The organism is uncultured Pseudomonas sp. (assembly GCF_913774235.1).
Taxonomy (GTDB): Bacteria; Pseudomonadota; Gammaproteobacteria; order Pseudomonadales; family Pseudomonadaceae; genus Chryseomonas.
On the sequence record NZ_CAJYDW010000006.1, the window covers coordinates 392,407 to 415,875 of the forward strand.

General features: G+C 66.2%; 24 protein-coding genes and 1 rRNA gene. 10 read left to right on the forward strand and 15 right to left on the reverse strand.

The window, feature by feature from the left end; translation table 11 throughout:
• Window positions 1–4 precede the first annotated feature (4 nt).
• The 3 genes from QZ471_RS06990 to QZ471_RS07000 all read left to right on the forward strand — a co-directional run bounded on the left by QZ471_RS06990 (window position 5) and on the right by QZ471_RS07000 (window position 2,886).
• Window positions 5–1,399, forward strand: coding sequence for a class II fumarate hydratase (locus QZ471_RS06990; protein ID WP_295462126.1), 1,395 nt, complete (start codon window positions 5–7; stop codon window positions 1,397–1,399).
• On the forward strand, window positions 1,386–2,006 hold the full coding sequence (locus QZ471_RS06995; RefSeq protein ID WP_074528435.1) for an NAD(P)H-dependent oxidoreductase: 621 nt from the start codon (window positions 1,386–1,388) through the stop codon (window positions 2,004–2,006). Before QZ471_RS06990 ends, QZ471_RS06995 begins: the two co-directional genes overlap by 14 nt.
• A gap of 319 nt (window positions 2,007–2,325) precedes the next feature.
• A complete protein-coding gene (locus QZ471_RS07000) occupies window positions 2,326–2,886 on the forward strand; it encodes an alpha/beta hydrolase (protein ID WP_295462130.1) in 561 nt (186 codons plus the stop codon).
• 249 nt (window positions 2,887–3,135) lie between these two features.
• Here the strand turns inward: QZ471_RS07000 and QZ471_RS07005 are convergent, their stop codons facing one another.
• From QZ471_RS07005 to QZ471_RS07035, 7 genes are all read right to left on the reverse strand, one after another.
• The gene (locus QZ471_RS07005; protein WP_059230179.1) at window positions 3,136–3,351 is read right to left on the reverse strand and encodes a TOBE domain-containing protein; all 216 of its coding nucleotides are present in this window, start codon (window positions 3,349–3,351) and stop codon (window positions 3,136–3,138) included.
• A 23-nt stretch (window positions 3,352–3,374) separates the two neighbouring features.
• A complete protein-coding gene (ssuB, locus tag QZ471_RS07010) occupies window positions 3,375–4,184 on the reverse strand; it encodes an aliphatic sulfonates ABC transporter ATP-binding protein (protein ID WP_295462133.1) in 810 nt (269 codons plus the stop codon).
• Window positions 4,181–4,969, reverse strand: a complete 789-nt coding sequence (ssuC, locus tag QZ471_RS07015) for an aliphatic sulfonate ABC transporter permease SsuC (protein WP_295462135.1) — start codon at window positions 4,967–4,969, stop codon at window positions 4,181–4,183. The genes ssuB and ssuC overlap by 4 nt, the downstream gene beginning before the upstream one ends.
• Window positions 4,970–4,978: 9 nt before the next feature.
• Window positions 4,979–6,127, reverse strand: coding sequence for an FMNH2-dependent alkanesulfonate monooxygenase (ssuD, locus tag QZ471_RS07020; protein ID WP_295462137.1), 1,149 nt, complete (start codon window positions 6,125–6,127; stop codon window positions 4,979–4,981).
• 23 nt (window positions 6,128–6,150) lie between these two features.
• Window positions 6,151–7,116, reverse strand: coding sequence for a sulfonate ABC transporter substrate-binding protein (locus QZ471_RS07025; protein WP_295462139.1), 966 nt, complete (start codon window positions 7,114–7,116; stop codon window positions 6,151–6,153).
• Between the two features lie 14 nt (window positions 7,117–7,130).
• Entirely contained in the window at window positions 7,131–7,718 is a 588-nt protein-coding gene (gene ssuE / locus QZ471_RS07030; protein WP_295462141.1) for an NADPH-dependent FMN reductase, read from the reverse strand.
• 162 nt (window positions 7,719–7,880) lie between these two features.
• Window positions 7,881–8,519, reverse strand: a complete 639-nt coding sequence (locus QZ471_RS07035) for a peroxiredoxin (protein ID WP_295462143.1) — start codon at window positions 8,517–8,519, stop codon at window positions 7,881–7,883.
• 286 nt (window positions 8,520–8,805) lie between these two features.
• On the opposite strand from QZ471_RS07035, the gene QZ471_RS07040 reads away from it, so the two are divergent.
• Both QZ471_RS07040 and mnmC read left to right on the forward strand, forming a co-directional pair.
• On the forward strand, window positions 8,806–9,021 hold the full coding sequence (locus QZ471_RS07040) for a DUF6316 family protein (RefSeq protein WP_295462145.1): 216 nt from the start codon (window positions 8,806–8,808) through the stop codon (window positions 9,019–9,021).
• A gap of 55 nt (window positions 9,022–9,076) precedes the next feature.
• Window positions 9,077–11,017, forward strand: coding sequence for a bifunctional tRNA (5-methylaminomethyl-2-thiouridine)(34)-methyltransferase MnmD/FAD-dependent 5-carboxymethylaminomethyl-2-thiouridine(34) oxidoreductase MnmC (gene mnmC, locus QZ471_RS07045; RefSeq protein WP_295462147.1), 1,941 nt, complete (start codon window positions 9,077–9,079; stop codon window positions 11,015–11,017).
• On the opposite strand, the gene QZ471_RS07050 is transcribed toward mnmC, so the two are convergent.
• Window positions 11,014–11,847 carry an aldo/keto reductase gene (locus QZ471_RS07050; RefSeq protein WP_295462149.1) on the reverse strand — a complete coding sequence of 278 codons (834 nt, stop codon included), beginning with the start codon at window positions 11,845–11,847 and terminating at the stop codon, window positions 11,014–11,016. The genes mnmC and QZ471_RS07050 overlap by 4 nt on opposite strands.
• Window positions 11,848–12,014: 167 nt before the next feature.
• Here QZ471_RS07050 and QZ471_RS07055 point away from each other — a divergent pair, with 167 nt between their 5' ends.
• Entirely contained in the window at window positions 12,015–12,998 is a 984-nt protein-coding gene (locus QZ471_RS07055) for a DctP family TRAP transporter solute-binding subunit (RefSeq protein WP_295462151.1), read from the forward strand.
• Here the strand turns inward: QZ471_RS07055 and QZ471_RS07060 are convergent.
• The 6 genes from QZ471_RS07060 to QZ471_RS07085 all read right to left on the reverse strand — a co-directional run bounded on the left by QZ471_RS07060 (window position 12,995) and on the right by QZ471_RS07085 (window position 18,136).
• Window positions 12,995–13,282, reverse strand: coding sequence for a hypothetical protein (locus tag QZ471_RS07060; RefSeq protein WP_295462153.1), 288 nt, complete (start codon window positions 13,280–13,282; stop codon window positions 12,995–12,997). The two genes, QZ471_RS07055 and QZ471_RS07060, sit on opposite strands and share 4 nt — an antisense overlap.
• A gap of 94 nt (window positions 13,283–13,376) precedes the next feature.
• Window positions 13,377–13,814, reverse strand: coding sequence for a DNA methylase (locus QZ471_RS07065; protein ID WP_295462155.1), 438 nt, complete (start codon window positions 13,812–13,814; stop codon window positions 13,377–13,379).
• A gap of 78 nt (window positions 13,815–13,892) precedes the next feature.
• Window positions 13,893–14,321: a group 1 truncated hemoglobin gene (locus tag QZ471_RS07070; RefSeq protein ID WP_295462157.1), complete on the reverse strand. Its 429-nt coding sequence runs from the start codon at window positions 14,319–14,321 to the stop codon at window positions 13,893–13,895.
• Complete coding sequence (locus tag QZ471_RS07075; protein WP_295462159.1) at window positions 14,321–15,172, reverse strand: DUF3034 family protein; 852 nt, start codon at window positions 15,170–15,172, stop codon at window positions 14,321–14,323. Before QZ471_RS07075 ends, QZ471_RS07070 begins: the two co-directional genes overlap by 1 nt.
• Window positions 15,169–17,487 carry an EAL domain-containing protein gene (locus QZ471_RS07080; protein ID WP_295462161.1) on the reverse strand — a complete coding sequence of 773 codons (2,319 nt, stop codon included), beginning with the start codon at window positions 17,485–17,487 and terminating at the stop codon, window positions 15,169–15,171. Before QZ471_RS07080 ends, QZ471_RS07075 begins: the two co-directional genes overlap by 4 nt.
• Window positions 17,471–18,136, reverse strand: a complete 666-nt coding sequence (locus tag QZ471_RS07085; RefSeq protein ID WP_295462163.1) for a methylamine utilization protein — start codon at window positions 18,134–18,136, stop codon at window positions 17,471–17,473. The genes QZ471_RS07080 and QZ471_RS07085 overlap by 17 nt, the downstream gene beginning before the upstream one ends.
• 228 nt (window positions 18,137–18,364) lie before the next feature.
• Here QZ471_RS07085 and lon point away from each other — a divergent pair, with 228 nt between their 5' ends.
• The 4 genes from lon (at window position 18,365) to cmoB (ending at window position 22,975) form a co-directional block, all read left to right on the forward strand.
• Window positions 18,365–20,755 carry an endopeptidase La gene (gene lon, locus QZ471_RS07090; RefSeq protein WP_295462165.1) on the forward strand — a complete coding sequence of 797 codons (2,391 nt, stop codon included), beginning with the start codon at window positions 18,365–18,367 and terminating at the stop codon, window positions 20,753–20,755.
• Window positions 20,756–20,816: 61 nt separating this feature from the next.
• Window positions 20,817–21,209: a protease inhibitor I42 family protein gene (locus QZ471_RS07095; RefSeq protein WP_295462167.1), complete on the forward strand. Its 393-nt coding sequence runs from the start codon at window positions 20,817–20,819 to the stop codon at window positions 21,207–21,209.
• A 63-nt stretch (window positions 21,210–21,272) separates the two neighbouring features.
• Window positions 21,273–22,010, forward strand: coding sequence for a carboxy-S-adenosyl-L-methionine synthase CmoA (cmoA, locus tag QZ471_RS07100; protein ID WP_295462169.1), 738 nt, complete (start codon window positions 21,273–21,275; stop codon window positions 22,008–22,010).
• Window positions 22,007–22,975: a tRNA 5-methoxyuridine(34)/uridine 5-oxyacetic acid(34) synthase CmoB gene (gene cmoB, locus QZ471_RS07105; RefSeq protein WP_295462171.1), complete on the forward strand. Its 969-nt coding sequence runs from the start codon at window positions 22,007–22,009 to the stop codon at window positions 22,973–22,975. Before cmoA ends, cmoB begins: the two co-directional genes overlap by 4 nt.
• A 393-nt stretch (window positions 22,976–23,368) precedes the next feature.
• Here cmoB and rrf read toward each other — a convergent pair.
• Window positions 23,369–23,469, reverse strand: a 5S ribosomal RNA gene (rrf, locus tag QZ471_RS07110); the annotation flags it as partial.

Below are 23,469 nucleotides of genomic sequence, written 5' to 3' on the forward strand. Positions count from 1 at the left end.
CGCCATGAGCCGTACCGAAACCGATAGCATCGGCCCCATCGAAGTAGCCGACGACGTCTACTGGGGCGCCCAGACCCAGAGATCGCTGGAGAACTTCGCCATCGGCAATCAGCACATGCCGCTGGCAGTGGTGCATGCCCTGGCCACGGTGAAGAAGGCGGCGGCGCGGGTGAACCTGAGCCTGGGTGAATTGCCCGAGGACGTCGCCACCCTGATCGAGAAGGCCAGCAGCGAGATCCTCGACGGCTTCCATGACGACCAGTTTCCTCTGGTGGTCTGGCAGACCGGCAGCGGTACCCAGAGCAACATGAACGTCAACGAGGTCATCGCCGGCCGCAGCAACGAGCTGGCCGGCAACGGCAAGGGCGGCAAGAAGCCGGTGCATCCCAATGACCACGTCAATCGCGGCCAGAGCTCCAACGACTGCTTCCCTACCGCCATGCACATAGCCACCGCCCTGGCGGTGCAGAACGACTTGCTGCCGGCCATCGCCGAGCTGTCCGGTGGCCTGGCGCTGCAGTCCGCGCGCTACCAGCACCTGGTCAAGACCGGGCGCACCCATATGATGGATGCCACTCCAGTCACCTTCGGCCAAGAGCTGTCGGCCTTCGTCGCCCAGCTGGATCTGGCCGAGCGGGCCATCCGCAACGCCCTGCCGGCGGTCATGGAACTGGCCCAGGGTGGCACCGCCGTGGGTACCGGCCTGAATGCGCCCAAGGGCTTCGACGAAGCCATCGCCAAGGAAATCGCCGAACTCACCGGCCTGCCCTTCGTCACCGCGCCGAACAAGTTCGCCGCCCTCGCCGGCCATGAGCCGCTGGTGGCCCTGCATGGCGGGCTCAAGACCCTGGCCGTGGCCCTGATGAAGATCGCCAACGACCTGCGCCTGCTGGGCTCCGGTCCGCGCGCGGGCTTCGCCGAGGTCAAGCTGCCGGCCAACGAACCGGGCAGCTCCATCATGCCGGGCAAGGTCAACCCGACCCAGTGCGAGGCGCTATCGATGCTGGCCTGCCAGGTGATCGGTAACGACGTCACCGTCGGTTTCGCTGCCAGCCAAGGGCATCTGCAGCTCAACGTCTACAAGCCGGTGATCGCTCACAACGTGCTGGAGTCCATCCGCCTGCTGGCCGATGGCTGCCGCAACTTCAACACCCATTGCGTCACTGGCATGGAGCCGGACGAGCACAAGATGGCCGAGCACCTGGAGCAGGGGCTGATGCTGGTGACCGCGCTCAATCCGCACATCGGCTACGACAAGGCCGCCGAGATCGCCAAGAAGGCCTATGCCGAGAACAAGACCCTGCGCGCCGCCGCGCTGGAGCTTGGCCACCTGACCGATGCCCAGTTCGACGAGTGGGTCCGCCCGGAAACCATGCTGGAAGCCGGTGGCCGTGGCTGAAGCCCGCGGCGCCACGCCGCTGGAAGGGGATGGCCGGCGCCTGCTGGTCATCCAGGGCAATCCCAAGCGCACCAGCTTTTGCCAGTCGCTGGCCGACGCCTATGTCCAGGGCGCCCAGGCCAGTGGCCAGGTGGTGCGCCAGCTGAAACTGGCCGAGGCCCAGTTCGACCCGGTACTGCGCGAAGGCTACGATCTGTCGCAGACGCTGGAGCCGGACCTGCTCGAAGCCCAGCGGCAGATCCACTGGGCCGAGCACCTGGTGTTCATCTACCCGGTCTGGTGGAACGGCCTGCCGGCGCTGCTAGCGGGCTTTCTCGAACGCGTCCTGCAACCGGGCTTCGCCTTCGCCCAGCGCGACCAGACCTGGGGCGGCGAGCCCCTGCTGACCGGCCGCAGCGCCGAACTGCTGGTGACTTCCGACACCCCGCCCTCCCCCTGGCAACGCCTGCGCAACCAGGCGCCCCACCGCCAGGGTATCCAGGAAGGCCTCGAAGCCTGCGGCATCCAGGTGCTGCAGGTCCACGAGTATTCCCCGGTACGGGCGGCCGACGAGGAACAGCGGCTGCGCTGGTTGCAAGAGGTGGAGCGGTTGGGGCGGAACGAGTAGGTCTGTCGCCGGTTCTATCAATGCAATCGCGGCCGCCCCTACAGGCTCCGACGTGGCCGTAGGAGCAACTGTCTTATCGCGGCCATGGGCCGCTCCTACGGTGGCGTCAGTGCCTGTAGGAGCGGTCGCTACGGCGCACCAGCATGGCCGCGATTTGCAGAACACCACGCCCCAAAGCGGCTGCATCGGCGAAACGCCAGGGCCACGATTCCGTCGCTGCCCGTCAAGGCCTGGCATAACCAAAGCGCTTTTTATTCTTTCCTGTACGGATCGCATCTCGGCACTATCGGCTCTCCCCTTTCGTCCGCGGAGATCCGCCATGACCCGCTATCTCATCCTCCCCGGCTGGCAAGGTTCCGGCCCCGATCATTGGCAAACCCATTGGCAACGCCGCCTGCCGGACGCCCGTCGCGTCGAGCAGGAGGACTGGCAACGCCCCGATCCGCAATGCTGGGTGGACACCCTCGACCGAGCCATCGCCAACTCGCCAGCGCCGGTGGTACTGATCGCCCATAGCCTGGGCTGCGTGACGGTGGCGCTCTGGGCGGCCAGCGCCACGGTAGCGCGGCGGCAGCGGGTGCTGGCGGCGCTGCTGGTCGCACCGGCCGACGTGGAGCGCCCCGGCTGCCCGGCGGAACTGGTGGGTTTCGCCCCGCTGCCACGCCAACCGCTGCCCTTCCCCTCGCGGATAGTGACCTCGGACAACGACCACGCCATCAGCCTGCCCCGCGCCGAAGCCCTGGCACTCGACTGGGGTAGCGAGCTGGACATCCTGCCGGGCGCCGGTCATATCAATACCCGTTCCGGCCACCGGCAGTGGGAAGAGGGACTGGTCTATCTGGCGAAGCTGGGTTCGCACCAGGGCCTGCGGGTCGCCTGAGCCTCCCCTTCCATCATCCAACAGCGCCTCGGCTCCAGACTTCGCCCAGGATCAACCGGGGCCTTGGTGCGCTCGCCTGACTCATCAGCGCCATTTCGAACCAGGAGAACCTGGGCTTTCACTGCGCTCGGCGCCAACCTGAGCGGTCCCGTGTTCCATGGGTTGGGTCGAGCGCCAGCGAAGCCCCCTATCCCCAGCGCCCAATAAAAACCCGCCACCAGGGCGGGTTTCGTCACGACCGCAGCCGCCTCACAGCTTGGCGATGGACACCTCGGTGGATTTGACGAAGGCGATCACCTCGCTGCCCACCTTGAGTTCCAGCTCCTTGACCGAGCGGGTGGTGATGACGGAGGTGACGATGCCGGCGGCGGTCTGGACGTCGATCTCGGAGAGCACCGAGCCTTCGATGATTTCCTTGATGGTGCCCTTGAACTGGTTGCGAACGTTGATGGCCTTGATGGTCATGGCAGAACTCCTCGGATGAACGATCAATAGGCCCAGCGCAGTTGCGTGGGCAGGGGTTGCACGATTTCGGGTAGATCGGGATTGAGCGGCTGCTGCAGCACCCGGGCCAGCACCTCGGCTTCCAGGCGGGCCAGCTGGGCATCGCCGGCAGCCCGGGGGCGCGCCAGGTTGACGTCGAGATCCAGGCCGACATGGCCGTCTTCGATGAGCACCACGCGATCGGCCAGGGCAACCGCCTCGCCCACGTCGTGGGTGACCAGCAGCACGGTGAAGCCGTGGCGCTGCCAGAGGCGCTCGATGAGTTGCTGCATCTCGATGCGGGTCAGGGCATCCAGGGCGCCCAGCGGCTCGTCCAGCAGGAGCAGGCGCGGCTGGTGGATCAGGGCGCGGGCCAGGGCCACGCGCTGCTTCTGGCCGCCGGAGAGCGCCGAGGGCCATTCGCCGGCGCGATCGGCCAGGCCAACCGCTTCCAGGGCCTCCAGGGCACGTGGCTTCCAGTCACCCTTGAGACCCAGGCCGACGTTGTCGATGATGCGCTTCCACGGCAGCAGACGCGCGTCCTGGAACATCAGCCGGGTGTCCTCGCGATGCTGTGCCAGGGGTTCGTCCTGGCCCAGCAGGCTGCCGCCGCTGGCCTTGTCGAGACCAGCTACCAGACGCAGCAGGGTGCTCTTGCCACAGCCACTACGGCCCACCACGGCGACGAACTGACCGGCCGGGATCTCCAGATCGATCCCATGCAGTACGGTGCGCTCGCCGAATGTCTTCACCACCTGCTGCAGCTTGAGGGCGATGCCCTGCGCCACTGGCGGGACGGGTTGGAGACTGGTCATGCGTGGGCCCCCTTCTGATAGGCCGGGTGCCAGCGCAGCCAGGCGCGCTCAAGGCCGCGGGCAGCGAGATCGGCCAGTTTGCCGAGTACCGCGTAGAGCAGGATGGCCAGCACCACGACGTCGGTTTGCAGGAATTCCCGGGCGTTCATCGCCAGGTAGCCGATGCCGGAGCTGGCGGAGATGGTCTCGGCGACGATCAGCGTCAGCCACATCAGGCCCAGGGCGAAGCGCACCCCCACCAGGATGGACGGCAGGGCGCCGGGCAGCACCACGTGCCAGAACAGTCGCGCGCCGGAGAGTCCGTAGCTGCGGGCCATTTCCACTAGCGCCGGATCGACGTTGCGAATGCCGTGATAGGTGTTGAGGTAGATGGGGAAGAACACCCCCAGGGCCACCAGGAACAACTTGGCCGACTCATCGATGCCGAACCAGAGGATCACCAACGGGATCAGTGCCAGGTGGGGTACGTTACGGACCATCTGCAGGGTGCTGTCGAGCAGGCGCTCGCCCCATTTCGACAGGCCGGTAATAAAGCCCAGGGCCAAGCCGATGCTGCCGCCGATGGCGAAGCCGATGCCGGCGCGCCAGCCGCTGATGGCCAGGTGTTGCCAGAGCTCACCGCTCTTGACCAGGCTCCAACCGGCTTCCAGCACCGCCGCGGGCGACGGCAGGATGCGGCTGGACAGCAGGCCGCTGCTCACCGACAGCTGCCAGGCGGCGATCAGCGCCACCGGCACCACCCAGGGCGCCAGCCGCTGCAATTGACGTTCGGTCGTACTGCTCATGCCCGCCCCTCAGCTCTGCGCCGCTTTCTGCGGCAGGATGTCGTTGGCCACCATCTCGCCGAAGGGACTCACGTAGTTGGCACCCTCCACCTGGGTCGGCCGCTTGACCGGCAGGTGCGGGAACAGCAGCTCGGCCACCCGGTAGGACTCTTCCAGGTGCGGATAGCCGGAGAAGATGAAGGTGTCGATGCCCAGGGCGGCGTATTCCTTGACCCGCTCGGCCACGGTAGGACCGTCGCCGACCAGGGCGGTACCGGCACCACCACGGACCAGGCCGACCCCGGCCCAGAGGTTGGGGGCGATTTCCAGGTTGTCGCGGCGGCCCTTGTGCAGGGCGGCCATGCGTTGCTGGCCCACCGAGTCGAAGCGGGCGAAGGCAGCCTGGGCCTTCTCGATGGTGGCGTCGTCCAGGTTGGCGATCAGGCGGTCGGCGGCCTTCCAGGCCTCTTCGTTGGTCTCGCGGACGATCACGTGCAGGCGGATACCGAAGCGCACGGTGCGCCCCAGGGCGGCCGCCTTGGCCTTGACCGCCTCGATCTTCTCGCGCACCGCGTCCAGCGGCTCGCCCCAGGTCAGGTACAGCTCCACCTGCTCGGCGGCGAGGTCCTGGGCGGCATCGGAGGAACCGCCGAAGTACAGCGGCGGACGCGGTTGCTGCAGCGGCGGATAGAGCAGCTTGGCGCCCTTGACCTGGATGTGCTTACCCTCGTAGTCCACCTGCTCGCCTTCCAGCACGCGGCGCCAGATGCGGGTGAATTCCACCGAGGCTTCGTATCTTTCACTGTGGGACAGGTGCAGGCCGTCACCGGCCAGTTCGTCCGGATCACCGCCGGTGACCAGGTTGAACAGGGCCCGGCCGCCGGAGAGGCGATCCAGGGTAGCGGCCTGCCGCGCCGCCACGGTGGGCGAGATGATCCCGGGGCGCAGGGCCACCAGGAACTTGAGTTTCTGGGTGACCGGGATCAGCGAGGCGGCCACCAGCCAGGAGTCCTCGCAGCTGCGGCCGGTGGGGATCAGCACCCCGCCGAAGCCCAGGCGATCAGCGGCCTGGGCGATCTGGGTCAGGTAGCCGTGATCGACGGCGCGGGCGCCGTCGGCGGTACCCAGGTAATGACCATCGCCGTGGGTCGGCAGGAACCAGAAGATATCGAGACTCATGAGGCGTTCTCCACTAAGCGAAATCAGGGTTTGGCGGCGGCGGTCTGCAGACTGGCGGGCGGAGTCCACACCACGTCGCGGATGACCAGCGGCTTGGGAATCAACTTGAGGGCAGTGAAGGCGTCGGCGATCTTCTGCTGCTGCGCGGCCACCTCGGGGGTGATGAAGCGGGCGCCATAGCCCTGGCGCTTGACCACGGTCAGGGCGGTATCCAGCGGCAGGTTGAGCAGCGGCGCCACCTGGGCGGCTACCTCGTCCGGGTGAGCCTTGGCCCAGTCGCCTACCGAGCACACCTCGTCGACGATGGCGCCGACCTGCTCGGGATGGGCCTTGGCGAAGCTGCGGGTGGCCAGATAGAACTGGTGGTTGTCGGCAAGACCCGTGGCATCGGTCAGGGTGCGCGCCTGCAACTGCGTCTCGGCGGCGGCCTGGTAGGGGTCCCAGATCACCCAGGCATCCACCGCGCCGCGTTCGAAGGCGGCGCGGGCATCGGCGGGCGGCAGGTAGACCGGCTGGATGTCCTTGTAGTCGATGCCCGCCTTGGCCAGCGCCTGCACCAGCAGGTAGTGGACGTTGGAACCCTTGTTCAGGGCGATCTTCTTGCCCTTGAGGTCAGCCAGGGAGTGGATCGGCGAATCCTTGGGTACCAGGATGGCCTCACTGGTGGGCGCCGGGGGTTCGTTGGCCACGTAGACCAGATCGGCACCGGCCGCCTGGGCGAACACCGGCGGCGTCTCGCCGGTCACGCCGAAGTCGATGCTGCCGACGTTGAGGCCTTCCAGCAGCTGTGGGCCGCCGGGGAACTCGGTCCACTGCACCTTGACGCCGTCCTTGGCCAGCCGCTGCTCCAGGGTGCCGCGGGCCTTGAGGGTGATGAGGGTGCCGTACTTCTGATAGCCGATGCGTACCGTCTCTTCCGCCTGGGCCAGGCCGGCGGCCAGGGTCAGCAGGGTGACGGCGAGGACTGAACGCTTGAACGAAAACTGCATGGATGACGCTCCGATCAGATACCCCAGCGCGCCTGGCCGATACGATCGGCCAGCAGCTCGGGGGTCAGGGACTGGGGACGCCGCGCCAGCGCGGCGTGGAATTGTTCGAGGGACTCGTACAGGCGCTGCTCAAGCGCCGGAACCAGGGCGACGCCGGTCTCGGTGTAGCTGACCTGACTATCGTCGGCGAAGACGCCATTGAGGATCTCCTGGGCCTTGAGCGCCGAGAGCACCGGCTTGAGCGCATAGTCGATGGCCAGCAGGTGGCCGCTGGAGCCGGCGGTGGCCAGGGGCAGCACCACCTTATGGGTCAGGGCGCGCTCGGGCAGCAGGTCCAGCAGGGTCTTGAGGGCACCGGCCAGGGAAGCCTTGTACACGGGGGTGGCGATCACCAGACCATCGGCAGCCTGCAACTGGGCGATCAGCTCCACCACCGGCGGGCTGTCGAAACGGGCACCGATGAGATCGGCGGCGGGAAAGTCCTGGATGCGCCAGCGCGACAATTCCACGCCCCGCGTCTGCAGCCAATTCGCCGCCAGATCAAGGACGCCGCTGGAGCGCGATCGCGCTGCCGGACTGCCCGCCAAAGTCACCACCTGCATCGCCGCCTCCGGAAGAAAAAAGAGCGGTGTCGCGCCGCTCGAAAAGGAATGAGCGGACCTTAGCAGTGGGTGTTTATTCCCTAAAAATATCCTTTAGGCACTTCGTTATAACCAGAAAGACAAAACCCCGACCTGGGCCGGGGTTTCTTGTCACGGAAGATTTCAGCGATTGGGCTGCGGCGTCAGGCGCAGATAGGGTTTGACCGCGGTGTAGCCCTTGGGAAAGCGCCGCTTGATCTCTTCCTCGTCCTTGAGCGAAGGCACGATGACCACGTCATCGCCATCCTTCCAATTACCTGGCGTTGCGACCTTGTGGTTGTCGGTGAGCTGCAGGGAGTCGATCACCCGCAGGATCTCGTCGAAGTTGCGCCCGGTGCTGGCCGGATAGGTGATGGACAGCCGCACCTTCTTCTGCGGATCGATGACGAACAGCGAACGCACCGTCAGGGTGTCGTTGGCATTGGGGTGGATCATGTCGTAGAGGCCCGCCACGGTGCGGTCGGCGTCGGCCAGGATAGGGAAGCCCACGGATGTGGCCTGGGTCTCCTCGATGTCCTTGATCCAGCCCTGGTGCGATTCCAGACCGTCCACCGACAGGGCGATGACCTTGACGTTGCGCTTGGCGAATTCATCCTTGAGCTTGGCGGTGAGGCCCAGCTCGGTGGTGCACACCGGAGTGAAGTCGGCCGGATGGGAGAAGAGCACGCCCCAGCTGTCGCCCAGCCACTCGTGGAAGCGGATGCGGCCCAGGCTGGAATCCTGTTCGAAATCAGGGGCGATGTCGCCCAGACGGATACTCATTGGCAGTTCTCCTGATGCAGGTAGGGATGACAGCACTATGCCGCTCTGCGCCGGCGGCGGGAAAGATCGGATCGCGCTGTGGTTATAACGCGAAAGGCGCGGCCGGCAGGGCCATCCCACCGAATCGACCAGGCGAAAGTTGAGAAGCCGGTCACAACTCGATCGGACTATTCTCGCTCCAGCGCAACGGCGGCTAGGGTGCTAGAAAAGGAAACGATAAATCACTCCGCCTGGGCAACCCAGGGCGCCCGGCATGGTCTCTTGGCAAGACGAGGAGGAAATTTTCATGTTCGGCAAACGCAATGACGATCCCGGCGCCAGCACCCATTTCCGTAGCGAACGCGTCAGCGTGGTCAACGGCCAGTTCTTCTTCACCACCCGCGAGGGCACCCTGGAAGGGCCCTTCTTCAGTCGTGAAGAGGCGCTGAACCAGATCGACCGTTATCTGGAGCGCCTGCAGACCGCGGAAGGCCTGTTGCGCCAATCCGTCAGCAACGTCTGACCGCCTGCGTCCTATCCTTTAGACTGCGCGCCCTGACCTCCAGGCCGCGCCGTCCATGACCGACTTCCAACACGCCCAGCTCGACTGGGACACCTCCGGGCAACCTCTTTCCCGCACCTATGGCGATGTCTATTTTTCCCGCGCCAGCGGCCTGGAAGAGACCCGCTACGTCTTCCTCCAGCAGAATCGGCTGTCCGAGCGCTTCGCGGCCCTGGCTGCGGGAGAGGTCTTCACTGTCGGCGAAACGGGCTTCGGCACCGGCCTCAACTTTCTCTGCACCTGGCAGCTGTTCGAGGCCTCGGCGCCGCGGGGTGCCCGCCTGCACTTCGTCAGCGTGGAGCGCTTTCCCCTCACCGCGGCCGATCTGGCCCAGGCGCTCACCCTCTGGCCGGAGCTTGCGTCCTATAGCGCAGCGCTGCAGCGCCAGTACCGGGCCATCCATCCCGGCTTCCAGCGGTTGATCCTGGCAGAAGGACGCGTCACCCTGACCCTGCTGGTCGGCGATGTGCTGGAGCGCCTGCCGGAGCTGGATGCCCAGGTCGACGCCTGGTTCCTCGACGGCTTCGCGCCGGCCAAGAATCCCGAGATGTGGACGCCGACGCTGTTCGCCGAGCTGGCGCGGCTGTCCCGCCCCGGTGCCACCCTGGCTACCTTCACCTGCGCGGGTTTCGTCCGCCGTGGTCTCAACGAGGCCGGCTTCGCCATGCGCAAGGTGCCCGGCTTCGGCCACAAGCGGGAGATGCTGGCCGGTGGCTTGGAGCGCCCAGTCACCGCCGCAACGCTCCCGTGGTACGCCCGCCCGCCTCGCCCGCAAGGCCCACGTACGGCTGTGGTGATAGGCGCGGGGCTGGCCGGTTGCGCCACCGCTGCCAGCCTGGCCCGCCGCGGCTGGCAGGTGCAGGTCGTCGAACGGCATGCCGCTCCCGCCCAGGAGGCCTCGGGTAATCCCCAGGGTGTGCTCTATCTCAAGCTGTCGGCCCACGAGACGCCGCTGAGCCGACTGATCCTCGACGGCTTCGGCCTCACCCTACGTGAGTTGCAAGCATTACCCGCGGGCGCTGCCTGGTCACCCTGCGGCGTGCTGCAACTGGCCCTGAGCGACAAGGATGCGACTCGCCAGGCACAGTTGGCAGCCCACTTTCCAGCCGACCTGCTGCACCCCCTGGATCGCGACGCCGCCAGCGCCCGTGCCGGCATCGGCCTGAGGGCGGGTGGGCTGTTCTTCCCTGAAGGTGGCTGGGTCCATCCGCCGGCCCTATGCGCGCACTGGTTGAGCCAGCCGAACATCGAGCTGCTCACCGACACCGCCGTCGTCGACCTGCAGCAAGTGCAAGGGGGCTGGCGGGTCATCACCAGCGGTGCTGACCTCACCGCCAGCGTGGTGGTGGTCGCCAACGCCGCACAGGCGCGGTCGCTGCTGCCGGAGCTGCCGCTGAAGGCGATCCGTGGGCAACTGTCGACGTTGCCCGCAACGCCCCGAAGCCAGGACCTGGCTACCGTGGTCTGCGGCGAGGGCTACCTCGCGCCGGCTCGCGACGGCGAACACTGCCTGGGCGCCAGCTTCGTCTTCGATCGCGACGATACCGAACCCAGTCAGGCCGAACATGCCAGCAATCTGCAGTTGCTCGCCGAACTGTCGCCGGAACTGGCGGCGGAACGGCGGGCCGAGACCCTGACGGGTCGGGTGGCGTTTCGCTGTACGTCACCCGACTATCTGCCTCTGGTCGGCCCGATGGTGGACGAGGCCCTTTTCGCCGAGCGCTATCAGGTGCTGGAACGGGATGCCCGCCAGGTACCGGATCGACCGGCGCCCTGGCGACCAGGCCTCTATGTGAACCTGGCCCACGGCTCGCGCGGCCTGGTCACTACGCCCTTGGCCGCCGAATTGCTGGCAGCTTGGCTCGAGGACGAGCCCCTGCCGGTTCCGCGCCGGGTGGCGGAAGCCTGCCATCCCAATCGCTTTCCCCTGCGCCGGCTGATTCGCGGCAAAGGTTAGACCATTGCCAGCGGGGACTTGGCTTGCGGCGGCGGGAAGGCCCCGTCGAGCAGCGCGAAGTCGTCCTCACCCAGATGCAGATCCAGGGCGCGAGCATTTTCCTCCAAGTGACCGGCATCGCGCGCCTTGGGGATGGCGATCACCCCAGGCTGACGCAGCACCCAGGCCAGGGCGATCTGCGCCGGCGTGGCCTGGTGCCGTTCCGCCAGGGTGGCCAGGGTGGGATGGCGCAGCAGGTCCCCGCCCTGCCCCAGCGGGCAGTAGGCCATCAGCGGCATCTGCTGACGCTGGCACCAGGGCAGCAGATCGTGCTCGATGCCGCGCTGCTCCAGGTTATAGAGCACCTGGTTGGCGCTGCAGCGATCGTCCGCCAGTTCGAGCATATCGGCGGTGTCCAGGTTGGAGACGCCCCAATGGCGAATCTTGCCCTCGTCGCGCAGCTTCTCCAGCGCCATGACCGTCTCGATCAACGGCACCTGGCCGCGCCAGTGCAGCAGATAGAGGTCGATGACGTCGGTCCCCAGGCGCTTGAGGCTACGTTCGCAGGCCAGGGGTACGCCGACCTCGGTGGCGTTTTGCGGATAGAACTTGCTCACCAGGAAGACGTCGTCGCGACGTCCGGCGATGGCCTCGCCGACCAGCTCCTCGGCGCGCCCATCGGCGTACATCTCCGCCGTGTCGATCAGGGTCAGGCCCAGGTCAAGCCCCTGGCGCAGGGCGCTGACCTCCTGGCGATGCAGAGCGGCGTTCTCGCCCATACGCCAGGTACCCTGGCCCAGCGCCGGAACGGTTGTGCCATCGGGCAGGCGAACGGTTTGAGCGGTATTCATGGGCGCATCCTTCTCTTGGGTGTACCGGTTTAGAAACGCCCAAATAGCTGCGGTTCTCCCGGTCGTCCGCCAAACGGCAGCAAAGGCCCTACGGCAGGGACTGCGACCAGACGTCGCACTGGTAAAGTAAGGCTATAAGGAATCAACAATAAGATCCTGGAGCCTTCATGAAGTCACCGATCCCGGGCCTCTGCGCCTTGCTGCTCGCCACCCTGCCCCTTGCGGCCGTCCAGGCCGATGTCATAACCCTGAGATTTTCCCATGTGGTATCCCCCGATACGCCCAAGGGCCGGGGCGCCTTGCTGCTGCAGCAACTGGTGGAGCAGCGCCTTGCCGGCCAGGTACGGGTGGAGGTGCTGCCCAACGGCACGGCCTTCGACGACGCCAGCGAGCTGCAGGCCCTGCAAGACGGCAAGGTGGACCTCCTCGCCCCGGCGATCGCCAAGCTCACGCCGCTAAGCCCCAAGCTGAAGCTGTTCGACCTGCCGTTCCTCTTCGAGAGCCGCGCCGCCCTGGATCACTTCCAGGCGCGTCCCAGCGGCAAGCAGCTGCTGCAGAGCCTGGAGCCGAAGGGCATCATCGGCCTGGCCTACTGGCCCAATGGGCTCAAGCAACTCTCGGCGCGCAAGCCGATTCGCGAACCCGGCGACGCCAAGGGCCTGATCTTCCGCATCCAGAATTCGGACGTGCTGCAGACCCAGTTCGAGACCCTGGGCGCCACGGCGGTCAAGCTGCCCTTCAATCAGACGCTGCAGGCGCTCACCAGCGGCACCGTCAACGCCACCGAGAACACCTGGTCCAATTACTGGAGCCAGCGCCTCGACCAGCAGCAACGCTACTTCACCGAGACCAACCACGGCGCCTTGGACTACATGCTGATCGCCAAGGCCGATCGCTGGCGCACCCTGCCCTTCTCGGTGCGCAGCACCCTGGAAGAGATCATCGATCAGGTGACCTTCGAGGTGAAGAAACAGTCCGAAGCCGAGAACCAGCGGGACCGCGCCCGGATCGCCGCCACCGGCGGCAGCGAGATCCTCACCCTCACGCCCGACCAGCGGACCCACTGGCGCGATGCCATGCGGCCGGTGTGGAAACAGTACGAAGCCGAGATCGGCGGCACCCTGCTCAAGGCCGCCGAGAACTCCAACTAGGGCGTACGTTGCGGCGGCGCCGCCCAGCGCCGCAGCGGCACGCTGCCCGGCTCCCGACATTGGAGATCGCGGAACGGCCCGGCGACCTGGGTCCAGCCCGGTCCTGGCGGGGTCTGGGTACAGAATTCCTGGCCGTCCGCGGCGCTGCGCCAGCGCCAGTAGGCCGCCGGCGCCGCCAGGGCAGCACCGGCCGGCCACAGGCCCGCCATTAGACTCAGCGCGACGATGGCCAGCCCTCGCGATACCGAACAGTTGGCCGTGCCCACCGCTTTCCTACGCCACACCCTCGCACCCTCGGTAAACCGTTTGACGCATCATCCGTTGAAGACGCGATGGACGGAAGTCCGCTTCGTACCGAAGACGCTCCGGCGTCGAGCCTCAGTCGGGAAACAGCAAGCCGCCGGCTTCCCGCATGAAGATCTCGCAGGTCTTGGGTCCCACTCCTTTCAGCGTCTGCAGCCGTCGTTCGAAATCCGCCCTGTCGGCACTCGCCGCGCGTAGGTCGGCGAACCGGCCGTGATAGTCATCCTGCAACTGGCGACAGGCCTCCAGCAGGCGTGTCGCCGTGCTTTCGTCATAACGCCGGTAATGCCCCTCGCCCAGTTGGTCGACCAGTTGCTGCCAGGAGAGATTGAGGATCTTGCGCGGAGTATCGCGCCCATGCCGGCGATAGATCACCGTCCAGGCCTGGGCGGCGATGGTCTGGGAGATGCGCTTGCCGAATAGATAGCTGGCCAGGAACCAGCCGAACAGCCCCTGCTCGTCATCCGCGGCGAGGGTCAGGCCAAGATCGGCAGCGGAGGTCGTCTTGCTCATGGGATATCCCTGCTGTAGGCGTCTTGCCTAGGGATGCTCCATGGCGCCCTGGGTTCGGCATAGGCGACCGCCGGCGTCTCACTGCCGGATCACCTCGCCCCGCTGGGGCGCCAGGCGGGCCAGCAGGGCATTCTGGCTGCGCTGCGGCACGCCCTCCTGCTCCATGGCCCGTTGCAGGTCCTCCACCAGCGCATTGAAATCGGCCGGCTGCAGATTCAACCCCCGGTGACTCTCCGCCATGCTCGCACCCTGGTAAACGCAGGGGCCACCGGCGTCTACGCAAATCTTCTGAATCAGCAGCCCACGCAGGCGACCTATGTCGACATTGGCGAAGTAATGGCGGATCCGCGTATCGCGGGCCACGTTGAGCAGCATGCCCTCGACGATCCGGGTGATACCCGGTTGGCCACCCAGCTCCTGGTACAGCCGATCGCCCGTTGGTGGCTGCGTAGCGCAGCCGAACGAGCCCAGCAGGGCGGCCAGCAGGACCCAGTGCCCGAGCTTCATCAGTAGCTCCCCTGCAGCGACAGGTAGAGACCCTGCTGGTCGTCCAGGGTCGCGATCTCGCCCAGCCAGGCATAGGCCACCACCAGCGAGAGATGTTTGTTGGGGAAGTAGCCGACGAAGGCATCCACCCAGTCACTTTCGTGGGTGAAGCTCAGGTTCTGCGGCTTCTGCCGGTACTCCATCCCCACGGCCCAGCGTGGATTGAAGAACACCGCCGCCGAGCCCTCCTTGAGCCATTGACGGCTATCGTTGCGATCCCCGCCGAAGCCCAGCAGCCCCATTTCATTGGCCCGGCTGTACCTGACGCCGGCGTTGAGCAACAGGTTGTAGCCGAAGGCGCCACCGAGGATCAGGCGACTGGCACCGAGGTAGCCCTCGACATCGCTGTCGCGCCGGGCGCCTACCGCCTGTGGAATGGCGAAATCGCGCTGATGCTTGTACTGCACACCCAGCGCCACCTGCGGCAGGCGGTCGTAGATCAGGTCACCCGCCAGGCGGACCTTGGCACCGACAACGTCCTGGCTGAGGCTTTCTTCTGCCAGGTTCATCAGGCGCCGCAGCGTCGGCATGTCCAGCCGCTGACGCGCATAGGACAATTCCACCCGATTATCGTAGGCCACCGCGGCACCGGCCGTGTCGAGCCGATAATCGCCGGTCCAGACCCTAGTGGCGAAGGCCGTCGCCCCGAGCTGCCCGCTCTCGCCATAGCCGCCGATCACCGCCCAGGGGGTGATGCCGCCGCCAGCCGCACCCTCCAGGCTGCTTGCCCCACCGGTGGCGAGTAACTTGCCGCCATCGGCCTGCACGCCGGCAGCCAGCAGCCCTAGCGCGAGCGCCCAAACCCTTTTCATGCCAGCGCCTCCGTCACGGGCAGATCCTGCCGCTCCATCCAGGCCTCGAACTCGGCGGCCGGCACCGGGCGACTGATGTAGTAGCCCTGGATCACATCGCAGCCCCAGCCTCTCAGCAAGGCCAGCGCCCGGGCCTCCTCGACCCCTTCGGCGACCACTTCCAGGCCCAGGTTGTGCCCCATCTCGATGGTCGAACGCACGATGACGGCATCGTCGTTGCCGGCCTCCAGTTCCCTGATGAAGGACTGGTCGATCTTCAACTCGTCTACCGGCAGGCGCTTGAGATGCGCCAGGGATGCGTGGCCGGTGCCGTAGTCGTCCACCGACAGGCGAATGCCGAGGCTCGACAACTGCTTGAGCAGGGCGATGGCCGCTTCGGGATCGGCCATGATGGCGCTCTCGGTGATCTCGAAGGTCAGCTGGCGGGCCGACACCCCCGCTTCGTCGAGCCAGCCGATCACGCGCTCCGGCAGGTGCCGATCGGAGAGATCCACGGCGGAGACGTTCAGCGACACCTTCACCTGGCGTCCCTGGCTCTGCCACAACGCCAGCTGACGGATCGCCGTCTGGATCACCCAGCGGGTCAGGCCAGCCATGTTGCCACTGCACTCGGCCAGGGGAATGAATTCAGCGGGCGAGACCATGCCCAGCTCGGCGTGCCGCCAGCGCAGCAGCACCTCCGCCTGGTGGCCGCCCTGGCGGTGCAGGGCCACCTTGGGCTGGAACACCAGCAGCAACTCGCCACGTTCGGCCGCCAGGGGCAGATCCTGAACCAACTGCAAGCGCCGCTGCTGGGCCGCATCGCGCTCCTGGTCATAGACCCGCAGCCGATCCGGCATGCCGCCGGCATCGAGCATCGCGCCCCGGGCTCTTTCGATCAGCAGGTGCGGATCATCCCCGTGCTGCGGATAGCTCGCGACACCCACGCGGCACTTCAGGCGAAACAGCTGGCCCTCGTGCTCGATGGGCTCGGCCAGCAGCGCCCGCCACTGGGCGATGAGGCCGACCGCACCCGCCACGTCCAGGCGACAGACCTGCACCAGGAATTCGTCACCCACCGGACGAGAGACGCAGCCGCGCCCGGCCAACAGGGCCTGGGCGCGCTCGGCCACCACCTTGAGGATATGGTCGCCACCCGCTACCCCGGCGGTCTCATTGATCGCCTGGAAGCCGTCCAGGCCCAGATAAAGCAGCGATACCTGGGGCTGAGTCGCCATGAACACCCGCAGGCGCTCTTCCGCCAGCACCCGATTGGGCAAGCCGGTCAGGGCATCGTGCAGGGCGTTGTGACTCAATTGCAGCTCGCGTTCGGCGATGCCCTGACGCATCCCCTCGAGCACCTGCGCCAGGTGTCCGAACTCGTCCCGCCGTGGCACCTCGATCTTCACCGAGTAGTCACCCTGGCCGATACGCCAGGACACCTCGGACAGTTGGCGCAGCGGCTGGGCCAGGTTGCGCGCCAGCGCCAGGGCGCCCAGCAACGCCGCCAGCAGCGCGCCACAGGCGATCAAGCCGAGCTGCCTGAGCAGGGGTTCGAATTCGGCAAGCGCGATATCCAGCGAGCGCAGCAGATAGACCTGGACCGGCGCCTCCGCTGTCCCCAGGGTCAGGCGCTTGACCTGATAGAGATGCCCGTCGAGCGCCACCTGCCAGACGGCATCCGTCGCCGGTGCACCGACCAGGGCCCGCGCCAGCAACTCCCGGCGCGTCTCCGGCAACGTGCTGGCCATGGCCGATGCCTCACCGAGAAAGACCACGTCCAGATTGATCAGCGAGCGGAATTCCTCGGCCATGGCCTGATCCATGGCGAAGGTCATCACCACCTGGGCGATGGGCAGCGGCGCCCGCACCGGCACCGTCACGCGCAACAGCGGCAGTCCCGCGCTCGCCACCACGCAGCCAGCGCCATTGGGGGCTGCGGCCGTGGTCGGCATGGGCTCCTCCTGGCTGTGGCCGGCGACGGTGCTGGCGATCAGGCGGCCGTCCAGGTCCAGCAGGTAGGTATCGCCCGCCCCCACCCGGGCGCCATGGTTGGCCAGCACCGACCTCAGGGTCGGCACGTCGCCACTGGCCACCGCATCGCGGAAGCCGAAATCGGCCGCGAGCACCCGCACGGCGTCGTTCAGGCGGCGACAACGGCTGTCCAGCTCCTGGCGGAACACCCGGGCACCGGTATCGAGTTGATCGTAGGACTGGCGCACCGCACTGGCCTCGGTGGCGGCCTTGACCGTCAGATAGACCAGGGCGATGACCACCAGCATCAGCAGGAAGAGACTGCCGGCGATCCGGGTCTGGAAACTATGGATGAGCTTCATCGTGCGCCGCCTTGTGGAAGGCCTCCTCGAAGCCCGTGGTCGCCGGCTCCGCAGGCTGCGGCTTGGGCTGGACCGCCAGGTGCAGCTGCAGCGCCACCGGCTTGCCCGCCACCGTCAGGTCGGGCTGGGCGACCTCGCGTCTATCGCTCAGGTCGGGATGCCAAAGTGCCAGCTGATAATGACCGTCCGGCACCTCCAACCGGGCGCGGCCCTGACCGTCGGTCACCGCGGCGCGCCCGGCGGCGGTCACATAGACATAGCCCACCATCCAGTCATGGATGTTGCAGCCCACCACCACCACTCCCGGCTGGTCGAATACCACCGGCGTGCTGGGGATACCATGGTAAAGCGGCAACTCGAAATGCTTGGCCGAGGAGAAGGAATAGACCTGGTGGCGGATGTCATCGGAATTGGGAAAGCTCACCGCCGTCCCGGTGGACACCGCCAGGACATGGGGCACGAAACGCCGATTCTGCTGGTCGATGGACGCCGGTCGCGCGTCCGGCACCAGGCCCTGGCCGGACAGCAATACCACGGCGTCGGTCAGGGGCGCACCCTGCTTGTCGAGTACCTGGACCGCGATCTCCGCGGCTTGCGCGGTTCCCAGGCCCAACGCCAGAAGCCCCGCCATCACCCACTGCTTGTTCACCTACCGCGCTCCAGTGCTTGCCCGTCGAAGCCATCACCGGCTTTCCGGTGTGACTCCAGCATTAGCGGCCGTACCTGGGGAATCTTTATCGCGCTCTCGACCACTCATCGCCCCTACGGTCGCACTTAGGGTCCGCCCCGGCGGTCAAGAAGGACAGGCGTTGGCCTGCGTTGAAAAAGCCGCGCGCTCGCCCCATGTTGGCCTCACATCCAAGCCCAAGGTACGCCAATGAGCGATCAGGATAATCAAACGGACATTCTCAGCGAGGAAGAAGGCCAGACCGGCCTGGTCCTGCCCGGCCAGAATCTCCCCGACAAGCTCTACATCATCCCCATCCACAACCGCCCCTTCTTCCCGGCTCAGGTGCTGCCCGTCATCGTCAATGAAGAGCCCTGGGCGGAAACCCTGGAGCTGGTGGCCAAGACCGACCACCACAGCCTCGCGCTGTTCTACATGGAGCAGCAGCCCGAGGGCAGCGAAGGCTTCGATCCCGACCAGTTGCCGCAGCACGGCACCCTGGTACGCATCCATCACGCCAGTCGCCAGGACGGCAAGTTGCAATTCGTCGCCCAGGGTCTGTCCCGGGTGCGCATCCGCGGCTGGCTCCGGCGCCAGCGCCCGCCCTACCTGGTGGAAGTCGAACACCTGCGTCCCAGCCCCGATCCCAGTGACGAGGTGAAGGCCTACGGCATGGCGCTGATCAACGCCATCAAGGAGCTCCTGCCGCTCAATCCGCTCTACAGCGAAGAGCTGAAGAACTACCTCAATCGCTTCAGCCCCAACGATCCTTCGCCGCTGACCGACTTCGCCGCCGCCCTCACCACCGCCCCGGGTGCCGAATTGCAGCAGGTGCTCGATACCGTGCCCATGCTGCAGCGCATGGAGAAGGTCCTGCCGCTACTGCGCAAGGAAGTGGAAGTCGCGCGCCTGCAGAAGGAGCTCTCCGCCGAGGTCAATCGCAAGATCAACGAGCGCCAGCGCGAATTCTTCCTCAAGGAACAGCTCAAGCTGATCCAACAGGAACTGGGCATCACCAAGGACGACCGCAGCAGCGACCTCGAAAGCTTCCGCCAGCGCCTGGACGGCAAGGTGCTGCCCGAGGCCGCGCAGAAGCGTATCGACGATGAACTGAACAAGCTATCCGTGCTCGAAACCGGCTCGCCGGAATACGCCGTCACCCGCAACTACCTCGACTGGGCTACCGACCTGCCCTGGGGCGTCCACGGCCAGGACAAGCTCGATCTCAAGCATGCGCGCAAGGTACTCGACCGTCACCACGCCGGCCTCGACGACATCAAGAATCGCATCCTCGAATTTCTCGCCGTGGGTGCCTTCAAGGGTGAAGTGGCCGGCTCCATCGTACTGCTGGTGGGCCCGCCCGGCGTCGGCAAGACCAGCATCGGCAAGTCCATCGCCGAGTCCCTCGGCCGCCCCTTCTATCGCTTCAGCGTCGGCGGCATGAGAGACGAAGCCGAGATCAAGGGCCATCGCCGCACCTACATCGGCGCCATGCCCGGCAAGCTCGTCCAGGCCCTGCGTGACGTCAAGGTGATGAACCCGGTCATCATGCTCGACGAGATCGACAAGATGGGCCAGAGCTACCAGGGCGATCCGGCCTCGGCGCTGCTGGAAACCCTGGACCCGGAACAGAACGTCGACTTCCTCGACCACTACCTCGACCTGCGCCTGGACCTATCCAAGGTGCTCTTCGTCTGCACCGCCAACACCCTGGACTCCATCCCCGGTCCGCTGCTCGACCGCATGGAGATCATCCGCCTCTCCGGCTACATCGCCGAAGAAAAGCAGGCCATCGCCAAGCGCCATCTCTGGCCCAAGCAACTGGACAAGGCCGGCGTGCCCAAGGATCGCCTGACCCTCACCGACAGCGCGCTCAAGGCCCTCGTAGAAGGCTATGCCCGCGAAGCCGGCGTGCGCCAGCTGGAGAAGCAGCTGGGCAAGCTCGTGCGCAAGGCGGTGGTCAAGCTCATCGAGAATCCCGAGCTTAAGATCAAGATCGGCGCCTCGGATCTCGAGGACTACCTGGGCATGCCCACCTTCCGCAAGGAGCAGTTGCTCTCCGGCGTCGGCGTCATCACCGGGTTGGCCTGGACCAGCATGGGCGGCGCCACCCTGCCCATCGAGGCGACGCGCATCCATACCCTGAACCGCGGCTTCAAGCTCACCGGCAAGCTGGGCGACGTCATGAAGGAATCCGCCGAGATCGCCTACAGCTACGTCACCTCCCACCTGAAGGAATTCAAGGGCGATCCCAACTTCTTCGACCAGGCCTTCGTGCATCTGCATGTCCCTGAAGGTGCCACGCCCAAGGACGGCCCCAGCGCCGGCATCACCATGGCCTCGGCCCTGCTGTCGCTGGCGCGCAACCAGGCGCCGAAGAAGAACGTCGCCATGACCGGCGAATTGACCCTGACCGGTCAGGTATTGCCCATCGGCGGGGTACGGGAAAAGGTCATCGCCGCGCGGCGCCAGAAGATCAGCGAACTGATCCTGCCGGAGCCCAATCGCGGCGATTTCGAAGAGCTGCCCGCCTATCTCAAGGAGGGGCTGACCGTCCACTTCGCCAAGCGCTTCGCCGACGTCGCCAAGGTGCTCTTCTAGTCTGACCGTCCGACCTCTTGGGGTATGCTCTGCGTTTTGCCGTCATACCCCGGAGGTTTCCATGTCCCCGCGCCTTCTGTTCTGGAGCAGCCTGCTGCTGGCCGGTTGCAGCAGCACCCAGCTGAGCGGCAACCTCATCCTCGGCGATGACAGCGACTGCACGCCTCTCGCGATGCACAGCGGCCAGGAACTGACCCTGACCCTGCCGAGCGATCCCACCAGCGGTTATCGCTGGACCGTCCTCCAGCGCAGCGACAACCTCAAGCAACTCGGCCCGGAAGTCTTCCGCGAGCAGCGCCAGGACCAGGGCGGCATCGGCAGCGCCGGCCAATCCCTCTGGCGCTTCCGCGCCCAGGGCGCCGGTACGGCCCATCTCGAACTCGAGGCCCGCCAACCCTGGGACACCCAGGCAGCGCCCCAGGCCCGCTTCGACTGCCGCATCGAAATCCGCTGAAGCCGCGTCCTGTAGCACCCACCGGGGGTACAATGCCCCCTTTCGATTTTCCAGGTACCGCCCATGAGCGAAGCCGACCGCCTGTTCGCGTCGCCGCAGCCTCCTGCCGACTTCACCTTCAACGAAGACGTGGTGCGCGTCTTTCCCGACATGATCAAGAGATCCGTGCCGGGCTATCCCACCATCGTCGAGAACCTCGGCGTCATCGCCGCGCGCTTCGCCCAGCCCAATAGCCGCCTCTATGATCTCGGCTGCTCCCTGGGCGCGGTGACTCAGGCCTTGCGCCGCCATGTTCGCGCCGAAGGCGCCCGGGTGGTCGCCATCGACAGCTCGTCGGCCATGGTCACCCGCTGCCGCGAATACCTCAGTGCCCAGGACTCCATGCACGAGGAGTTGCTGCCAGTGGAAGTCGTGGAAGCCGACATCCTCGAAGTCACCCTCAAGCCGGCCTCGGTGATCGCCCTGAACTTCACCCTGCAGTTCATCGCTCCCGAGCAGCGCCCAGCCCTGCTCGGCCGCCTGCGCGCAAGCCTGCTACCCGGTGGTGCCCTGCTGTTGTCCGAGAAGATCCGCTTCCCGGACAACCAAACCCAGCAGCTGCTCAACGGCCTGCATCTGGACTTCAAACGCGCCAATGGCTACAGCGAATTGGAAATCGCCCAAAAGCGTACCGCGCTGGAAAACGTCATGCTCACCGACACCCTGGACGAACACCGCGCACGCCTGCAGGCCGCCGGTTTTTCCACCGTCGTACCCTGGTTCCAATGCCTGAACTTCGTCTCCCTGATCGCCCTGCCATGACCCACCCCTCCTACCTCGCAGCCCTGCAACGGGCGCTGGCGGATACCCCGCTGGCCAACTGGTCCCAAGCCCTCGAAGCCGTCCTGGCCGCCAAGTACGCTCGTGGCCACGGCGATCTGCAGCGCTGGCAAGCGGGTGTCGATACTCTTCCCGAAATTGCTGTAGCGGCTGTCGAGCTGCGTGAGGCCGTACGCCTGGTCGGCGCGCCCTCAGCGGAGCAGCACCAGGCCCTGCGCGAGGCGCTGCTGCAACTGCGCCCGTGGCGCAAAGGTCCCTTCCAGCTGTTCGATCTCCATCTGGATACCGAATGGCGCTCCGACTGGAAATGGGATCGCGTCGCTCCCCATCTGGATCTGCAAGGCAAACGCGTTCTGGATGTCGGTTGCGGCAACGGCTACTACCAGTGGCGCATGCTTGGCGCCGGAGCCAGCCTGGTCCTAGGTGTCGATCCCAATTGGCTATTCCACTGCCAGTTCCAAGCGCTGCGCCGCTATCTGCCTGACCTGCCCACCTGGCACCTGCCAATCACACTGGAAGAGCTGCCCGTACTGGACGGCGGCTTCGATACCGTCTTTTCCATGGGCGTGCTCTACCATCGCCGCTCGCCCATCGACCACCTGCTGGATCTGAAGAACTGCCTCGACAGCGGCGGTGAGCTTGTCCTGGAAACCCTGGTCGTCGAGGGTGACGCCACCACCGTCCTCGTCCCCGAGGATCGCTACGCCCAGATGCGCAACGTCTGGTTCCTGCCTTCCACCGACGCCCTGCAACTCTGGCTCCGCCGCGCCGGCTACCAGGACAGCCGCCTGGTCGACCTCACCCCTACCACGGTGGACGAACAACGCTCCACCGAGTGGATGGGCTTCCAGTCGCTGCCGGACTTCCTCCATCCAGAGGATCCCAGCCGTACCATCGAAGGCCACCCCGCCCCCTTGCGCGCCACCCTCATCGCCCGCAAGCCCTGAACGCAAAAAGCCCGGCACATGCCGGGCTTTTCTATGGTTGACGTACTAATTCAGGGTCATTGGTAGCGACCACTGCCCTATCGCGGCCATGGGCCGCTCCTACAGACGTTGTACCGTAGGAGCGGTGATAGCCCGGCGCAGCCGGGCTGCTTTTGCTCTTACGCTCAGCAGCACGTTATCCAGCAGGCACCAGTAAGCCTGCAGGTGCACCGCTCTTGGTCCCCTCTCCCTCCGGGAGAGGGCTAGGGTGAGGGCAACCCCGGACACGCGGCTTACCTTCGTCCCCTGACCGGGCTATCCGCCTCGAGCGCTTTGGCGCCCGACCAAACTTTCCCCGCCCCAAAGACAACACCCCCGCCAGAGTGAACTGAGCGGGGGTGCTGGGTGTTAGGCGCTTGACGATGACCTACTCTCACATGGGGAAACCCCACACTACCATCGGCGATGCATCGTTTCACTTCTGAGTTCGGGAAGGGATCAGGTGGTTCCAATGC

What these genes read in the sequence shown, in the direction of transcription:
- QZ471_RS06990 (WP_295462126.1), top strand. Translation starts at nt 5, where the DNA reads ATGAGCCGTACCGAAACCGATAGCATCGGCCCCATCGAAGTAGCCGAC.
- QZ471_RS07000 (WP_295462130.1), top strand. Translation starts at nt 2,326, where the DNA reads ATGACCCGCTATCTCATCCTCCCCGGCTGGCAAGGTTCCGGCCCCGAT.
- QZ471_RS07005 (WP_059230179.1), bottom strand. Translation starts at nt 3,351, where the DNA reads ATGACCATCAAGGCCATCAACGTTCGCAACCAGTTCAAGGGCACCATC.
- ssuB (WP_295462133.1), bottom strand. Translation starts at nt 4,184, where the DNA reads ATGACCAGTCTCCAACCCGTCCCGCCAGTGGCGCAGGGCATCGCCCTC.
- ssuC (WP_295462135.1), bottom strand. Translation starts at nt 4,969, where the DNA reads ATGAGCAGTACGACCGAACGTCAATTGCAGCGGCTGGCGCCCTGGGTG.
- ssuD (WP_295462137.1), bottom strand. Translation starts at nt 6,127, where the DNA reads ATGAGTCTCGATATCTTCTGGTTCCTGCCGACCCACGGCGATGGTCAT.
- QZ471_RS07025 (WP_295462139.1), bottom strand. Translation starts at nt 7,116, where the DNA reads ATGCAGTTTTCGTTCAAGCGTTCAGTCCTCGCCGTCACCCTGCTGACC.
- ssuE (WP_295462141.1), bottom strand. Translation starts at nt 7,718, where the DNA reads ATGCAGGTGGTGACTTTGGCGGGCAGTCCGGCAGCGCGATCGCGCTCC.
- QZ471_RS07035 (WP_295462143.1), bottom strand. Translation starts at nt 8,519, where the DNA reads ATGAGTATCCGTCTGGGCGACATCGCCCCTGATTTCGAACAGGATTCC.
- QZ471_RS07040 (WP_295462145.1), top strand. Translation starts at nt 8,806, where the DNA reads ATGTTCGGCAAACGCAATGACGATCCCGGCGCCAGCACCCATTTCCGT.
- mnmC (WP_295462147.1), top strand. Translation starts at nt 9,077, where the DNA reads ATGACCGACTTCCAACACGCCCAGCTCGACTGGGACACCTCCGGGCAA.
- QZ471_RS07050 (WP_295462149.1), bottom strand. Translation starts at nt 11,847, where the DNA reads ATGAATACCGCTCAAACCGTTCGCCTGCCCGATGGCACAACCGTTCCG.
- QZ471_RS07055 (WP_295462151.1), top strand. Translation starts at nt 12,015, where the DNA reads ATGAAGTCACCGATCCCGGGCCTCTGCGCCTTGCTGCTCGCCACCCTG.
- QZ471_RS07065 (WP_295462155.1), bottom strand. Translation starts at nt 13,814, where the DNA reads ATGAGCAAGACGACCTCCGCTGCCGATCTTGGCCTGACCCTCGCCGCG.
- QZ471_RS07070 (WP_295462157.1), bottom strand. Translation starts at nt 14,321, where the DNA reads ATGAAGCTCGGGCACTGGGTCCTGCTGGCCGCCCTGCTGGGCTCGTTC.
- QZ471_RS07075 (WP_295462159.1), bottom strand. Translation starts at nt 15,172, where the DNA reads ATGAAAAGGGTTTGGGCGCTCGCGCTAGGGCTGCTGGCTGCCGGCGTG.
- QZ471_RS07080 (WP_295462161.1), bottom strand. Translation starts at nt 17,487, where the DNA reads ATGAAGCTCATCCATAGTTTCCAGACCCGGATCGCCGGCAGTCTCTTC.
- lon (WP_295462165.1), top strand. Translation starts at nt 18,365, where the DNA reads ATGAGCGATCAGGATAATCAAACGGACATTCTCAGCGAGGAAGAAGGC.
- QZ471_RS07095 (WP_295462167.1), top strand. Translation starts at nt 20,817, where the DNA reads ATGTCCCCGCGCCTTCTGTTCTGGAGCAGCCTGCTGCTGGCCGGTTGC.
- cmoA (WP_295462169.1), top strand. Translation starts at nt 21,273, where the DNA reads ATGAGCGAAGCCGACCGCCTGTTCGCGTCGCCGCAGCCTCCTGCCGAC.
- cmoB (WP_295462171.1), top strand. Translation starts at nt 22,007, where the DNA reads ATGACCCACCCCTCCTACCTCGCAGCCCTGCAACGGGCGCTGGCGGAT.